This is a genomic window from Erwinia psychrophila, from assembly GCF_039023475.1.
GTDB lineage: Bacteria > Pseudomonadota > Gammaproteobacteria > Enterobacterales > Enterobacteriaceae > Erwinia.
Genome location: NZ_JBCHVB010000002.1, coordinates 205,027 through 220,572, shown reverse-complemented (window position 1 = coordinate 220,572; position 15,546 = coordinate 205,027). Strand labels below are relative to the sequence as shown.

Here is a 15,546-nt window from a genome sequence, read left to right as displayed (position 1 = left end):
CCCGCACTGTTCAGGTGCGGGCTTGTTTTTTATTTTTACTGTATGCGTCAGCCCGCACCCTTACCAGTGGTAATGGTGGTGGTAATAATGATTGTTGTCATCAGGCTGTGATTACGCATAGTAGATTTATCGTCTGTCTGTTTTATAAAATCTGTCGGCTTTCAGAAGTAAAGCAAACGCCCCGCTAAGTCAATTTTTTTATCTTTACGTGCCACAAGGCCCGCTGAAGATGCGGGAAGCGGATTCGCCACCCCGCAGGACTTTTCTGCAATCAGCTGGCACTAACCCAGAGAATCACGCTGAGATTGAAGTGCTCATTAGTGTTTTAATCTGCAAGGTTTTTTTCAATGTCGGAAAGCAGGCGATGTAACATTGCGCTGTCGCGCTGGGCAAGCAGTCCAATCCGCTGGGTCAGCCAGTCCGCCAGCTTGCGATCGTCGCTGACCGCAAGACGATGCAGCAGCCGGTCGCAGCGCTGGCGTAACGCATCCAGCTGCTGTACGTCGGCAGGCGCTTCAGCCTGTGCGCTGACCTGACGCAGTGCGGAAAGCTGATAGCTGTAGACCATGACCGCCTGCCCCAGATTCAGCGAAGGATAGTCGGCCGCCATCGGAATGCCGGTCAGAACGTCCACGAGATCCAGTTCTTCATTGGTCAGCCCGGTATCCTCCCGGCCAAATACCAGCGCGACGCAGCCCATCCACTGCTGTTTCTCCTCCAGCAGGGTCTGCACCTGCTGTGGCGTGGCGTAGTAACGGAATTTGGCGCGGCTGCGCGCCGTCGTGGCGATGCTGAAATCTACATCCTGTAGAGCGGCCTCAAGCGAGGTCCAGTGAGTAACGTTGTCGAGAATATCACCTGCACCGTGGGCAACCCGGCGTGCAGCGGGATCCTGCCAGACCTGGCTGTTAACAATGCGTAATTCATCAAAACCCATCGTTTTCATGGCGCGGGCTGCCGCGCCCACATTTTCAGCCCGGGCAGGGGAAACAAGAATAAAGGGGAAGCGCATAATCATCCTGGTGGTCGGCCTGTGGGGCGCTTACTTTGCCACGGCCTGGCGGTAAAAAACAGCGCCTCTTATTTTACAAAACAGCAACAAAATAACCTTACTAAACGATGGGACTTAGTGAGGTTCATCATTATTTCTTATTGAATAGCCGGATAAAAACATTTATCTCTGGATAACCCATTACGCTTCAGCTAATTAACATTTGTTAAATTTCATCTCTCTTTTTTGTCGTGCAGCGGATTTAACGTTGCGACAGCAGGACATTACTGTGAGCTAAGCTGGCATTCTGGTAAGAGTTTTTCACAAAACTGTTAACGTGCTACAATAGGTTTGATATAAGTCAATTAAGCGTTGTTTTATTACTTATTGATTGTGGCAAATGCTGTTATGTTGCTGTTAATGCGGTTAGGATATACGCCATTTTTGACCGTGCTGACGCAGGTTTTTGTTCCCGCTGGCGGGTAACAGCCTGAAGGTTAGCGGCGCAGGTCAGAGCATCTGAAACATATTTCTGTACAGCTGTTGTTACGCCCGGAACAGAGTCACCTTCATTACTCAGCCACCGTAACAGCTGTATGCCCTGATTCGATTTTGTTGGCAATTTTAGGTAGCGAACACATGCAGACCCCGCACATACTTATCGTTGAAGACGAATTAGTTACTCGCAATACTCTCAAAAGTATTTTTGAGGCCGAAGGCTACATGGTTTATGAAGCTACGGACGGTGCGGAAATGCACCATATTCTGACCGAGAATGATATCAACCTGGTGATTATGGATATCAATCTGCCGGGTAAAAATGGCCTGTTACTGGCGCGTGAACTGCGTGAGCAGGCGAATGTGGCGCTGATGTTCCTGACCGGCAGGGATAATGAAGTTGATAAGATCCTGGGACTGGAAATTGGCGCGGATGACTATATTACCAAACCTTTCAACCCTCGTGAGCTGACCATTCGCGCGCGTAACCTGCTCTCCTGCACCATGAATCTGGCGCCGCACAGCGAAGAACGCAAGCTGGTTGAAAGCTATCGCTTTAATGGCTGGGAGCTCGACATCAATAGTCGCTCGCTGATTGGTCCCACCGGCGAACAGTACAAGCTTCCACGCAGCGAATTTCGCGCCATGCTGCACTTCTGCGAAAATCCGGGAAAAATACAAACCCGTGCTGATTTGCTGAAAAAGATGACCGGCCGTGAGCTGAAGCCTCATGACCGTACCGTTGACGTCACCATCCGCCGCATTCGTAAACATTTCGAATCCACGCCGGATACGCCGGAAATCATTGCCACTATCCATGGCGAAGGTTACCGCTTCTGTGGCGACCTCCAGGACTAACCCGCATTTCCCTTTCCCGAAAGGGCCGGTAAGCCGGCCCTTTTTCTTTGCAGATCAGTTATTCCACGGCATAATAGGCACGGCGCTGAGGGCATTTTTAGGGGAGCCTTCGACGACTTTATCGGAATAGCTGAGATAGATCAGCGCGTTCCGCTTTTGATCGTAAAACCGCACCACCTGTAGCTTTTTAAATACCAGTGAAGTGCGCTTGCGAAATACCACCTCGCCTTCTGCTTTTCCCTGAGCGATTTTATCGCTGAGCGTCACCGGACCGATCTGCTGACAGGAGATCGCCGCATCGGCGGTATCTTCCGCCAGGCCCAGTCCACCTTTGATGCCGCCGGTTTTCGCCCGACTGATATAGCAGGTAACATTTTTGACATCAGGGTCATCGAAAGCTTCAACAATAATTTTGTGATCCGGCCCGAACACCTTAAATACCGTATCCACTGAGCCGATTACCTCGGCCCGAGCGGTAAAAGTTGCGAAAATTACAGATGTGACTATTAACAAAATTCTTATTGTCATAACGTTACCATTGCAGTGAAAATAGATGACCTTGTAAGTGATTACTTTGACATTTTACCGGCCGGATGCGTGCTTACAACACTGTTGCGCACTGGTATAGCATATTCGCTGCGGGAATACCGAAAATGCGGCCAGCTGTCGCGGTGGAATTTTTTCAGTACCAATATTAACCAGGATGAGGACGTTTTATGGATCAAGCCGGTATCATTCGCGATTTGCTAGTCTGGCTTGAGAGCCACCTTGATCAGCCCCTCTCTCTCGACAATGTGGCAACCAAGGCGGGATATTCAAAGTGGCATCTGCAAAGAATGTTCAAGGAAGTGACCGGCCATGCGATTGGCGCCTATATCCGCGCGCGCCGTCTTTCAAAAGCCGCCGTGGCGCTGCGCCTGACCAGCCGGCCTATTCTGGATATCGCCCTGCAATATCGCTTTGACTCGCAGCAAACCTTTACCCGCGCCTTTAAAAAACAGTTCAACCAGACGCCCGCCTGGTATCGCCGCTCTTCAGACTGGAGCGCCTATGGTTTGCGGGCGCCGATCAGGCTCGATGATACGACCATGCCGGAGGTCACCTTCGTGGACCTGCCGGAAACCGTGCTGGTAGGACAGACGCAAAGTTATACCTGCACCCTTGAGCAAATCTCCAGCTACCGCGATGAGATGCGCCTGCACTTCTGGCATCAGTTCCTGACCGAAACGGACATGATCCCCCCCGTCCTGTACGGGCTGCATCAGTCACGCCCAAGCGTTGAAAAGGATGATGAGCAGGAGATCCTTTACACCACGGCGGTTCCATCGGACCAGCTCTCCCAGAGTATGCAGTCAACCCAGACGGTTCTGCTGGAAGCGGGTGAGTATGCCCAGTTTACCTACGAGGGACCGCGCAGTAGCCTTCAGGAGTTTATTCTGCTGATTTACGGCACCTGCATGCCCACGCTTCAGCTGACGCGCCGTCACGGCCAGGATATTGAGCGGTTCTATACCCACGGCGGTAAAAAACTCGCTGAGCCGCCGGTCAATATTCGCTGCGAATATCTGATCCCTATTCGCCCACGCACCGACACGCCAGAGGCTTAACACCCTGTAGAGTCACCTCTCTGACCGGAAGTGAACGCGCTTACCGGGGCGGCTGCCGCCCCGGTAGCTGACTAGCGCTGAAGCTCATCCATTGCCGGGGCGTCCAGGTGGGAGATATCCCCCGCCGTTTCCACCACCCAGCCCGACGCCAGCCAGGCACTCTGCTGATGATCCACGCGTGAGAGAGAGCAGTTTCGCAGGCGCAGGCGGCGTTCCGCATGGGCTGGCAGCCCAAGAATAGTGCTTACCAGCACGCCCAGCGCCATCCCGTGACTCACCAGCAGCGGACGGCTACCGGCAGGCAGATTCAGGCAGGCGTTGAGCGCCTCATGCATCCTTGCTGCCATCTCCGCCATCGTTTCGCCTTCGGGGATACGACCATTTTCGGTACCGTCGACCATCGCCCGGCGCCAGCCCTCCTCCTCCTCCGTCAGGAAGTCGAGTGGGCGCTGTTCCAGCACGCCCATATTCAGCTCGCGCAGACGCGGATCCAGGGTAACCTCACAGCCACAAGCATCGGCGATAATTTCGGCGGTGCGTCTGGCCCGTCCTAAATCGCTGGTGATAACGTGCGTAATGCCCAGATGTTTCACCCTGTCGCCCACCTGATGAGCCTGCCGCTCACCCTTTTCCGTCAGCGCGCTGTTTGACTGGCCCTGAATGCGTCGCGCCGCATTCCAGAGCGTTTCTCCGTGACGAACAAGATAGACCTCTAACATGCTATTTTCCGTTATACTGCGACAAATTTGCCTAAAGGGTTCAACTAATTATGTACCATGTTGTCGCCGCCACAATCAATCCAGCCAAAATTAAGGCAATTTCTCAGGCTTTCAACGATATCTTCGGTAAGGGATCCTGCCATATTGAGGGTGTTGAGGTCGACAGCGGGGTTGCTGCTCAGCCGCTGACAAATGCGGAAACGAGAACTGGCGCACGCCAGCGCGTCATGAATGCCCGCCAGGTCAGACCAGAAGCGGACTTTTGGGTGGCGATCGAGGCCGGGATCGAAGAAGACAGCGCCTTCGCCTGGATGGTGATTGAGAACCATAAATTACGCGGGGAGTCCCGTTCCGCGAGCTTTACGCTGCCGGCCATTGTGATGGCAGGCATTCATCAGGGACGCGAACTGGGCGAGGAGATGGCACGCCTGACCGGCATTGAGAATATTAAGCATAAGGGCGGCGCGATCGGGGCATTTACCTCCGGCCACCTCTCCCGTTCCAGCGTTTACCATCAGGCGCTGATTCTGGCTCTGTGCCCGTTCCACAACGCGCTCTATCAGATGAAGCCGGGCGACGACGCCTCAGCGTTCACCGCTGCCTGACAGCAGCTGCGCCTCCAGCCAGGCTTTGAGCGCCGGAGGCGCGCTTTTCAGGCTGTTCGAACCACGCGTTATCGTCGCGATCCCAACGCCCAAATCATTTTTCAGCTCGCGCTGGCTCAGCTCACCGCGCATCAGCTCTTCGATAATCCGCAGGCGGGTGCCGAACGCTTCGCGCTCGTCCGGCGTCATCATCAGCTGGAGCAGCGGCAGATGCAGCTCGTTGTCAAAGGCGCGCTGTAGCAGCGTCACAAAACGCTGCCACTCTTCGTTATGGGGTTCCACCGTGACGGGAACAGAAGAATCGGTCATATCAGGCCCATACCATTAAACTAGTACAGCAGCATAGCACAGGCCTGACCGGATCAGTAGCGGCGCTGCCACTCCGCTTTCGTCAGAATGTCGCCCGGCTTATCCATGAAATAGCGATAATAGGCGTCATACGCCAGCACGTTTTTCACGTAGCGACGCGTTTCAGAGAACGGAATGGTTTCAATAAAGGCCACGGCATCCAGCCGTCCGCCGCTGTTGCCCAGCCAGGTTTTCACCCGGGAAGGCCCGGCATTATAAGCCGCGGAAGAGAAGATGCGGTTCTGGCCAAACTGCTGATAAACCGACTCCAGGTATTGCGTCCCGATCTGGATATTGGTTTCAGGATCGAACAGCTGGCTGCTGTTGCTGTATCCCGGCAGCTTAAACACCTTGACCGTATGCTGCGCCGTTGCCGGCATCACCTGCATCAGACCGGAAGCGCCAACCGGGGAGCGGGCTTTTGGATTCCAGGCGCTCTCCTGACGGGCGATGGCCATGGCATAGCTGATCGGGATCTCTTTATCGCTCATGTAGCGCTGGAACTGCTCCTGCCAGGCGAGCGGGAAGCGCTCCTGTAAATGATCCCAGAGTTTGCCGGTAATGGTGGCCTGCACGCTGAGATCCCACCACTTCTGCTGGAAAGCGTAACGCGCCAGCTGCTGCTGCTGAGTGCTGGTTTTACTGGCGACCAGATAGCTCCATTCGGTGCGTGCCAGGTTATCCATGCCCCAGTACATCAGCTCGCGTACGCGGGATATGGCAGCGCCCTGCGTCAGGCCAGGCTCAGGCGAAGGTGATTCCAGCACTTTTAACGGATAGTCCTCACCGAGACGCTGGGCGGCTACCATCGGATAGAAACCGCGTGACTGCGTCAGGTGGTGCAGAATTTTTTCCGCTTCCTCTTTCCGTCCCTGCTCCGCCAGCAAATCGGCCTGCCAGTACTGCCACTCATCCTGCTGCTTTGCCTCGACGGGCAGACGGGCAATCCAGGTATTCATTCCCCGGCGATCGTTATCGCCTAATGCCATCCGCACCCGGCGCTCAATCAGCGAGGTGGAGTTGCTACGCATCACCACCTGGTCCCGCCAGTGCGCCTGTTCGCTGGTGACATCACTGCCCATCAGACGCCAGACGACGGCTTCACGCAGATCCTGCTCTTCCTGCTCACTCATCTTCTGCTCTCTGACCAGAGAGGGGATCATCGCCCTGGCGTTTTCAGGATCCTCACGCACGAGGCGGGCAAAAGCTAAAGAAGTTGCCTGACGGGTAAAATCGGTCGGGCCGACCGTCCGGGCAAATGTCATAACGTTGGCCGGATTGTTTTGCAGATCCATCACCGCATCAGCCATAGTCTGGTAATCCTGCGGAAGCTGCTTCGCCAGGTAGTTGACCAGGTTAGTGTTCCCTTCTTTCATTGCCAGCCGGATGCGCTCAAGCGTGGTAATCGGATTTTGCTCGCCTGCCGCCTGCCAGACGCTGAAGAGCTTATCGCAGGTGCTGGGCAGCGAAGTGCCGCGCAGCCAGATGGCTTTTGTGCCCTCCCACGCCACCTGCTGCTCCCCGGCAGCCCATTTGGCGTAATACCAGTTACAGCGTGCGGAGACCGGCTTTGGCGCTTCCGGGCTAAAAACCAGAATACCGCGCCAGTCCTGACGGCGGGCCAGCTCGTTGACAAAGCGGGCTGAGAGAGAGCGTACCGGCGGCAGCGTCGGGTATTTTTTAATAAAATCATTCACCACGAAGCCGCTCTGCTGATCCAGATGCTGCGTCAGCTGCCGGTATTCCAGATAGGGGTAAAGCGGGTAATCGCGCAGCGTGGGCATCAGCTGCGCGACGGTATCCATTTGATTGTTATCCCAGGCCTGCTTAATTTCCAGATAACGGCTTCTCTGCGCATCCAGTGAATCCGCCTGCGCCGCGCCGGCAATTACCGTTAAACAGGCTCCGGCTATCCAGTACTGCCATTTGTCTGCCATGACTTTCCCCACGTTAGCGCCTCTCTTTGTCCTGTAATTGTCCTTTAAACCCTTAACATGCTAACCAGGCCTGACCAGTCATGCTATGCCGCACCGGGATCTTTACGCAAGATGACAAGGTTCAACGGCTATCGTATCAGCATAAGGTTAATGATTTATGCCGGATAAAGGTTAACCACGATCAACGATACCCGCCAGGCATCCCTTCAGCATAGCTCTCCTGACGGGCGGGTCGAAAGCCGTGGTCAGGCTAAAGGCCGCCATTGACGCCGGAGTGGCGATCGCAGTAACAAGGTTTTCTCTGGCAGCCCGTCCGGTATTGGAGTAACGATCGGAGAAGAAAACGGGCTGAGCAGAGTCCATCATATGATGAGAAAATTAAACCGCGGTGTACGCCGCCTGATAAAGCGCTGCCCCTTTGCTGCTTTTATCGCTCCTTTTTTGTTCACGCCCTGCCCGCATAACGTGCATTATTGCTGCACCCTCCAATATAATTGACTTCAAATCAACCACTTGCCTTAATGGCACAGCTTTTGCTTTGTTGAATACCATCTTGTATACCAGATGGAATTCAACCTATGGCTTTCACCGGTTTTACCCTGAATGACTGGCAGCATTACCATCAACAACATCCGCAGGACCCGCTTGCCACCCTTTTATCACTGCTGACGGAGCTGCCCGAAGAGGACAACGCCTGGCTTTACCTCGCCACGCCGGCTCAGCTGCGCGCGCAGGTGGAACCGCTGCTGGCGGCCTGGCAAAAAGATCCGCAGTCGCTGCCGTTGTTTGGCGTACCTTTTGCGGTGAAGGACAATATCGACGTGGCTGGCTGGCCGACGACCGCCGCCTGTCCGGCCTTTACGCACGAAGCCACAGCGGATGCCGTCGCCGTCGCCAGGCTGAAAGCGGCGGGGGCCGTAGTGATTGGCAAAACGAATCTGGATCAGTTCGCCACCGGCCTGGTCGGTACGCGCTCCCCTTTTGGCGCAGTGAAAAATACCTTTAATCCCGCTTACGTCAGCGGCGGCTCCAGTTCCGGTTCGGCCTCGGTAACCGCACGCGGCCTGGTCTGTTTTGCACTGGGCACCGACACGGCCGGATCGGGTCGCGTGCCGGCTGGCTTTAACAATATTGTTGGCCTGAAACCCACCAAAGGCTGGCTGTCGTCAACCGGCGTGCTGCCCGCCTGCCGCCTGAACGATACGATCTCCGTTTTTGCGCTGACGGTGGAAGATGCCTTTCAGGTAGCTACCTGTGCAGGGGGTTTGGATGCTGATGATGCCTACTCGCGTAGCAATCCGGCACTTGCGCCCGCCGCACTGCCCGTCGCACCGCGCCTTGCCATTCCTTCTCACCCCACTTTCTTTGAGGACAGCCAGGCGCAGGCCGCATGGGAAAAAGCGCTGGCCGTGCTGGAAAGCGACGGTGCCACGCTGCATCCCATCGACTTTTCGGTTTTCCATCAGCTGGCCGAACAGCTTTACGCCGGCCCGTGGGTAGCTGAACGCACCGCGGCCATCGGCGACATGCTGGCGCAGCCGGAAGAAATGGACCCGGTGGTGCACAGCATTATCGCTAGCGGCAATGGCTATAGCGCAGTAGACGCTTATAAAGCGGAGTATCTGCGCGCTGAGCTGAGCCGCCAGATCCAGCAGACGCTGAGCCAGTTCGATGCGCTGGTGGTGCCGACCTCCCCAACTATCCGCACGCTGGAAGAGATGAAGCAGGAGCCAGTCCGCTATAACTCGCAGTTTGGTACCTACACCAATTTCACCAATCTGGCTGACCTGGCCGCGCTCGCCCTGCCCGGGCCTTTCCGTGAAGACGGTCTGCCGGCCGGGATTACGCTGATTGCGCCCGCCTGGCACGATCGCGCGCTGGCGACCTTTGGTCAACGCTGGCAGAGCAGCCTGGCGCTCAGCCCCGGCGCCACCGGCAGACCGCTTACGGTTTCTGGAGAGCTGCCCGCTTCGGCTTATCACGTACGCGTCGCCGTCGTTGGCGCACATCTGACCGGCATGCCGCTGAACCACCAGCTGACCAGCCGTAATGCCGTGCTGGTGGAAGAGACCCAGACCGCAGCCTGCTATCGCCTTTATGCACTGGCGAACACCCAGCCCCCCAAGCCGGGCCTGGCGAAAGAGAGCAGCGGCGCAGCCATTACCGTAGAGCTGTGGGATATCCCGCTGGCCCGCTTTGGCGAGTTTGTGGCGGAGATCCCTGCGCCGCTGGGTATCGGTACGCTGGAGCTGATCGACGGCCGTCGGGTGAAAGGCTTTATCTGTGAACCGGCGGTGCTGGCCGAAGCGCGGGACATCACCGACTTTGGCGGCTGGCGCAACTGGCTGGCCCGCAAGGAGACTCCCCATGTTTAATACCGTTTTGATCGCTAACCGGGGCGAAATCGCCTGTCGCGCCATCCGCACCCTGAAAAAACTGGGCGTCACCAGCGTGGCGGTTTACTCCGAAGCAGATAAAAATGCGCAGCACGTCAAAGATGCGGATATCGCCCTGGCGCTGGGCGGCGAAAAAGCCGCAGACAGCTACCTGCGTATCGATAAAATTCTGGCGGCGGCTAAGGAGAGCGGCGCACAGGCGATCTGGCCAGGCTACGGGTTTCTTTCCGAGAGTCTGCCGTTTGCCGCCGCCTGCGAAGAAGCAGGCATTGTTTTTGTCGGCCCGACGGCGCGGCAAATTGGCGAGTTTGGCCTGAAACACCGCGCCCGCGAACTGGCCGCCGAAGCCGGCGTGCCGATGACGCCGGGCACGCCGCTGCTTAACTCACTGCAAGAGGCGTTAGGCGCAGCGGAAACCATCGGCTATCCGGTGATGCTGAAAAGCACGGCGGGCGGCGGCGGTATCGGCTTGACCCGCTGCAGCGATGCGCAGGCGCTATGCGACGCGTGGGAAAGCGTGCGTCGCCTGGGCGAGCAATTTTTTAGCGATGCGGGCGTTTTTCTGGAGCGCTGTATCGATCGCGCCCGTCACGTAGAAGTGCAGATTTTTGGCGACGGCAAGGGCAAGGTCATCGCACTGGGAGAGCGGGACTGCTCGCTCCAGCGCCGTAACCAGAAAGTGGTGGAAGAGACGCCTGCGCCAAACCTGCCGGAGGCGACCCGTACCGCCCTGCTCGCATCGGCGGTCAGGCTTGGTGAACAAGTTAGCTACCGCAGCGCCGGTACGGTGGAATATATCTACGATGCGCAGCGCGATGAGTTTTTCTTTCTGGAAGTGAATACCCGTTTGCAGGTTGAGCATCCGGTCACGGAGTGCGTCACCGGTCTGGATCTTGTGGCGTGCATGCTGCAAGTCGCCGCAGGTGAAGAACCGGACTGGGCGCGCATGGCTCAGGCTCCGCAAGGCGCAGCGATAGAAGTGCGACTCTATGCCGAAGATCCGCTGAAAAACTTTCAGCCCAGCCCCGGCGTCCTGACGGAGGTCTGCTTTCCGGAAGGGGTTCGCGTGGACAGCTGGATCAACACGGGTACAGAGGTATCCGCCTTTTATGACCCGATGATCGCCAAGCTGATTGTGCATGCCGAAAACCGCGAGGCGGCGCTGGCGAAAATGCGCGAGGCGCTGAACGATACCCGCCTGCACGGCATTGCCACCAATCTGGACTATCTGCGTCAGGTGGTCGCCACGGAGGCCTTCAGCAGCGGTAATGTCTGGACGCGCCTGCTGGACAGCTTCACGCCTGCGGCACAGGTGGTCGAAGTGCTTCAGCCCGGCACCTGGAGCAGCATTCAGGATTACCCTGGCCGTCCCGGCTACTGGGATATCGGCGTGCCGCCCTCCGGGCCGATGGACGACTTTGCCTTCCGTCTGGCCAACCGCATCGTGGGCAACGCGGCAGAAGCGGCAGGCCTGGAGTTTACGCTGCAAGGGCCGACGCTGCGCTTTCACAGCGATGCCGTGATTGCCTTAACGGGCGCCGAATGTCCGGCGACGCTGGATGGGCAACCTGTGAGCTACTGGCGGCCCATTGAAGTCAACGCCGGACAAACGCTGGCGCTGGGCCGGGCGCAAACGGGCTGCCGCACTTATCTGGCGGTACGCAACGGCTTTGACGTGCCGGAATATCTCGGCAGCCGTTCGACTTTCGCCCTGGGCCAGTTTGGCGGCCATGCCGGACGGACGCTGCGCGTGGCGGACATGCTGCCCATTTCGCAGCCGCAGCTTGCTGCCTGTACTACGCCAGCGCCGGTAAGCGAGCCTCAGGCCGTAGATGCGGCGCTAATCCCAACCTACGGCGAAGAGTGGCGGATAGGCGTACTGTACGGGCCGCACGGCGCGCCAGATTTCTTTACTCAGCGCTCCATTGACCAGTTCTTTGCCCAGCCGTGGCAGGTTCACTACAACTCTAACCGGCTGGGCGTGCGGCTGGTCGGCCCAAAACCGGACTGGGCGCGTCCTGACGGTGGCGAGGCGGGCCTGCACCCCTCTAACGTTCACGACTGTGAATACGCCATCGGCGCGGTGAATTTTACCGGCGATTTTCCGGTGATCCTGACGCGCGACGGGCCAAGCCTCGGCGGCTTCGTCTGCCCGGTCACCATCGCCAAAGCGGAGCTGTGGAAGGTCGGCCAGGTGAAGCCGGGCGACCGCATTTACTTTCATCCGGTAAGTTTTGACGAGGCGCTGGCGCTGGAGAACGCGCTGGAAACGCGAGTAAGCACGCTTCGGCCAGCCGCCGCGCCAGCCTTTGCTATCCCTTCTCTGGCGGAAACCGCAGACGGCTCGGCCGCCATTCTGGCCGCGCTTAACGCAACCGAAACCACGCCAGCAGCCGTTTACCGGCAGGCGGGCGACAACTATATCCTGCTGGAATATGGCGACAACGTGCTGGATCTGGCGCTGCGTCTGCGCGTGCATCTGCTGATGATTGCGCTGCGTGAAACCGGCCAGCCGGGTATTGAAGAGCTGTCGCCGGGCGTGCGATCGCTACAGATCCGCTACGACAGTCGCCTTCTCAGCCAGAAAGCGCTGCTGTCGCTGCTGCTGGGCCTGGAGAAAAAACTGGGTGACGTCAGCGAACTGAAAGTCCCCTCCCGCATCGTACATCTGCCGATGGCGTTTGAGGACAGCGCCACGCTGGGTGCCGTCGATCGCTATAAGGAGACAGTACGAGCCAGTGCGCCGTGGCTGCCCAATAACGTCGACTTTATTCAGCGCATCAACGGGCTGGCCTCGCGCGAAGAAGTCCGTCAGACCCTTTTCGATGCCAGCTATCTTATCCTGGGCCTGGGTGACGTCTATCTGGGCGCGCCCTGCGCCGTCCCGATCGATCCGCGTCATCGCCTGTTGAGTTCCAAATATAACCCAGCCCGTACTTTTACTGCCGAAGGCACGGTAGGCATTGGCGGCATGTATATGTGTATTTACGGCATGGATTCGCCAGGCGGTTATCAGCTGGTAGGCCGCACGCTGCCGATCTGGAACAAGTTTCTGAAAAACGATCAGTTTGCGGCGGATGAGCCCTGGCTGCTGCGCTTCTTTGATCAGGTGCGCTTTTATCCGGTCAGCGAAGCGGAGCTGGAAGAGCTGCGTGAAGATTTCCGCGAGGGTCGGGGCCGGGTAACGATAGAAGAAACCGTCTTCGATTTTGCTGAGCACACGCGTTTTCTCCAGGAGAACGCCGATGCTATTGCCGCCTTCCGCCAGCACCAGGCCAGCGCTTTTGCCACGGAAGTGGCGCTCTGGGCCCAGGAGGAAGAAGGCGCGCCGCTGACCAGCGAAGAAAACCTGCTGCCGGCAGAAGAGGAGAATGCGCTGCTGGTGAGCGCCGATCTTAACGGCAATATCTGGAAAGTACTGGTACAGCCGGGCGACGAGGTGGAAGCAGGCCAGCCGATCGTCATTGTGGAAGCGATGAAAATGGAGCTATCGATTACCGCGCCGCAGGCTGGCCGGGTGAAACGCATCGGCTGTCAGCCGGGTCGGCCGGTCAGTCCGGGCGATGCGCTGCTGTGGCTGGAATAGGGAGCATTTATGCAGGCGCGGCAAAAAAATCAGGATCGTCCACAGGCGCTGGCGGACAAGATCTACCAGACGATTAAAAACGATATCTTCGATTTTCGTCTGATGCCGGGCGACCGCTTCAGCGAAAACGAAATTGCCGGGCGCATGGCGGTCAGCCGTACGCCGGTGCGTCAGGCGCTGTTCCGGCTGGCGCGCGAAGGCTATGTCGAAGTCTGGTTTCGCAGTGGCTGGCAGGTATGTGACTTCGATTTCACCCGCTTTGAGGAGTTGTACGACTTACGCATAGTGCTGGAGTGCGAAGCCGTGCGTCGCCTGTGCGCAATGCCGGAAGCGCAAACCAGCCAGCGACTACGCGAGCTGTGGCAGTTCTGGATCGAGGCCGCGCCGCTGGCGGAAGGCAAGGAAATCTCGCTGCATGATGAAGCCTTCCATATGACGATAGTGGCGGCGGCGGGCAACAGCGAGATGGCCCGTATCCACGCCGAACTGACCGAGAAAATCCGCATTATCCGCCGCCTCGACTTTACCCGGGAGGATCGGATTGCCGCAACTTATCAGGAACATGCCCAAATTTTGCTGGCGGTACTACAGCAACAAAGCAAGGAGGCCCAACGTATTCTGACGGCGCATATTGCCGTCAGTAAGGCCGAAGTCAGAAAAATAACGCTGCACAGGCTGCAGCAGGCAAGAACGCTACCCGATTCACTTAACTCTTGAGGTTCGCCAGATGAAAAGACGTTCACTGCTGAAGGCCTTTGCGCTTTCGGCCACCGTTATCGGTATGGGAGTGTCATGGAACGCGCAGGCCGCAGACACCATTAAAGTCGGCATTCTCTCTTCGCTCTCCGGCACGATGGCGATTTCAGAAACGCCGCTAAAGGATGTGGCGCTGATGACCATCGACGAAATCAACGCTAAAGGCGGCGTGCTTGGCAAAAAGCTACAGCCGGTGGTCGTCGATCCGGCGTCCAACTGGCCGCTGTTCGCTGAAAAAGCGCGTCAGCTTCTCTCACAGGATAAGGCCGCCGTGGTCTTCGGCTGCTGGACCTCCGTTTCCCGCAAATCGGTGCTGCCCGTTTTCGAAGAGCTGAACGGACTGCTGTTCTACCCGGTGCAGTACGAAGGCGAAGAGATGTCGCCAAACGTCTTCTACACCGGCGCGGCGCCGAACCAACAGGCGATCCCTGCGGTGGAGTACCTGATGAGTGAAGATGGCGGCAGCGCTAAACGTTTCTTCCTGCTCGGTACGGACTATGTCTATCCGCGCACCACCAATAAAATCCTGCGCGCCTTCCTGCACAGCAAAGGGGTGAAAGACGGCGATATTGAAGAGGTCTACACGCCGTTCGGCTACAGCGATTACCAGACTATCGTGGCCAATATTAAAAAGTTCTCGGCGGGCGGAAAAACGGCAGTGATCTCCACCATCAACGGCGATTCCAACGTGCCCTTCTATAAAGAGCTGGCTAACCAGGGCATTAAAGCGACCGATGTGCCGGTGGTGGCCTTTTCGGTGGGCGAAGAGGAGTTACGCGGCATTGATACCAAACCTCTGGTCGGCAACCTGGCCGCCTGGAACTATTTTCAGTCGGTAGAGAATCCGACAAACGAAAAATTTGTGGCCGACTATCGCGCTTATGCTAAAGCCCACAACCTGCCCAATGCGGCGACCGCTGTCACTAACGATCCGATGGAGGCCACCTATGTAGGCATCCATATGTGGGCGCAGGCGGTAGAGAAAGCCGGCACCACGGATGTCGATAAGGTGCGTGAGGCAATGGCCGGCCAGACCTTTACCGCGCCGGACGGCTTCACGCTGACGATGGATCAAACCAATCATCACCTGCACAAGCCGGTCATGATTGGCGAAATCGAAGATAACGGTCAGTTCAATGTGGTATGGCAGACCGACAAACCTGTCCGCGCGCAGCCGTGGAGTCCGTACATTGCGGGCAATGATAAGAAGCCCGACCATCCGGTAAAAACCACGCAGTAATGCCA

14 protein-coding genes and 1 other annotated feature (1 of these 15 only partly in view) are annotated in these 15,546 nt (G+C 57.3%); of the genes, 7 read left to right on the top strand and 7 right to left on the bottom strand.

All coding sequences use genetic code 11. From position 1 onward, the window contains the following. Positions 1-112 (bottom strand) — a sequence feature (Thr leader region); it reaches 10 nt to the left of the window's first position. Together thrL and AAH446_RS07100 are read right to left on the bottom strand one after the other, a co-directional pair. Beyond that, positions 48-119 (bottom strand): thr operon leader peptide, encoded by a 72-nt coding sequence (thrL, locus tag AAH446_RS19750; RefSeq protein WP_428946225.1) that lies wholly within the window; start codon positions 117-119, stop codon positions 48-50. (Overlaps the previous feature by 65 nt.) A 206-nt stretch (positions 120-325) precedes the next feature. Continuing rightward, positions 326-1,012 (bottom strand): tRNA/rRNA methyltransferase, encoded by a 687-nt coding sequence (locus AAH446_RS07100; RefSeq protein WP_342906016.1) that lies wholly within the window; start codon positions 1,010-1,012, stop codon positions 326-328. A 618-nt stretch (positions 1,013-1,630) separates the two neighbouring features. Here AAH446_RS07100 and arcA point away from each other — a divergent pair. Next, on the top strand, positions 1,631-2,347 hold the full coding sequence (gene arcA / locus AAH446_RS07095; protein WP_342906015.1) for a two-component system response regulator ArcA: 717 nt from the start codon (positions 1,631-1,633) through the stop codon (positions 2,345-2,347). Positions 2,348-2,401: 54 nt separating this feature from the next. Here arcA and creA read toward each other — a convergent pair whose 3' ends face one another. Further along, positions 2,402-2,875 (bottom strand): protein CreA, encoded by a 474-nt coding sequence (creA, locus tag AAH446_RS07090; RefSeq protein ID WP_342906014.1) that lies wholly within the window; start codon positions 2,873-2,875, stop codon positions 2,402-2,404. A 188-nt stretch (positions 2,876-3,063) separates the two neighbouring features. Here creA and robA point away from each other — a divergent pair, with 188 nt between their 5' ends. After that, the gene (gene robA / locus AAH446_RS07085) at positions 3,064-3,954 is read left to right on the top strand and encodes an MDR efflux pump AcrAB transcriptional activator RobA (protein WP_342906013.1); all 891 of its coding nucleotides are present in this window, start codon (positions 3,064-3,066) and stop codon (positions 3,952-3,954) included. A gap of 71 nt (positions 3,955-4,025) precedes the next feature. Here robA and gpmB read toward each other — a convergent pair whose 3' ends face one another. Continuing rightward, positions 4,026-4,673: a 2,3-diphosphoglycerate-dependent phosphoglycerate mutase GpmB gene (gene gpmB / locus AAH446_RS07080; RefSeq protein ID WP_342906012.1), complete on the bottom strand. Its 648-nt coding sequence runs from the start codon at positions 4,671-4,673 to the stop codon at positions 4,026-4,028. 50 nt (positions 4,674-4,723) lie between these two features. Here gpmB and yjjX point away from each other — a divergent pair, with 50 nt between their 5' ends. Next, positions 4,724-5,278: an inosine/xanthosine triphosphatase gene (gene yjjX, locus AAH446_RS07075; protein ID WP_342906011.1), complete on the top strand. Its 555-nt coding sequence runs from the start codon at positions 4,724-4,726 to the stop codon at positions 5,276-5,278. Here the strand turns inward: yjjX and trpR are convergent. The 3 genes from trpR to AAH446_RS07060 all read right to left on the bottom strand — a co-directional run bounded on the left by trpR (position 5,258) and on the right by AAH446_RS07060 (position 7,929). Beyond that, entirely contained in the window at positions 5,258-5,587 is a 330-nt protein-coding gene (gene trpR, locus AAH446_RS07070; protein WP_342906010.1) for a trp operon repressor, read from the bottom strand. The genes yjjX and trpR overlap by 21 nt on opposite strands. 53 nt (positions 5,588-5,640) lie before the next feature. After that, the gene (gene sltY / locus AAH446_RS07065; RefSeq protein ID WP_342906009.1) at positions 5,641-7,563 is read right to left on the bottom strand and encodes a murein transglycosylase; all 1,923 of its coding nucleotides are present in this window, start codon (positions 7,561-7,563) and stop codon (positions 5,641-5,643) included. Positions 7,564-7,734: 171 nt separating this feature from the next. Continuing rightward, a complete protein-coding gene (locus AAH446_RS07060; protein ID WP_342906008.1) occupies positions 7,735-7,929 on the bottom strand; it encodes a hypothetical protein in 195 nt (64 codons plus the stop codon). A 212-nt stretch (positions 7,930-8,141) separates the two neighbouring features. On the opposite strand from AAH446_RS07060, the gene atzF reads away from it, so the two are divergent. Genes atzF through urtA form a run of 4 tightly spaced genes read left to right on the top strand, consistent with a single transcriptional unit; the run spans position 8,142 to position 15,541 of the window. Then, positions 8,142-9,938: an allophanate hydrolase gene (atzF, locus tag AAH446_RS07055; RefSeq protein WP_342906007.1), complete on the top strand. Its 1,797-nt coding sequence runs from the start codon at positions 8,142-8,144 to the stop codon at positions 9,936-9,938. Next, positions 9,931-13,545 carry an urea carboxylase gene (gene uca / locus AAH446_RS07050; RefSeq protein WP_342906006.1) on the top strand — a complete coding sequence of 1,205 codons (3,615 nt, stop codon included), beginning with the start codon at positions 9,931-9,933 and terminating at the stop codon, positions 13,543-13,545. Before atzF ends, uca begins: the two co-directional genes overlap by 8 nt. Positions 13,546-13,554: 9 nt before the next feature. Then, positions 13,555-14,262 carry a GntR family transcriptional regulator gene (locus AAH446_RS07045; RefSeq protein WP_342906005.1) on the top strand — a complete coding sequence of 236 codons (708 nt, stop codon included), beginning with the start codon at positions 13,555-13,557 and terminating at the stop codon, positions 14,260-14,262. 10 nt (positions 14,263-14,272) lie between these two features. After that, positions 14,273-15,541: an urea ABC transporter substrate-binding protein gene (urtA, locus tag AAH446_RS07040; RefSeq protein WP_342906004.1), complete on the top strand. Its 1,269-nt coding sequence runs from the start codon at positions 14,273-14,275 to the stop codon at positions 15,539-15,541. Positions 15,542-15,546 lie beyond the last annotated feature (5 nt).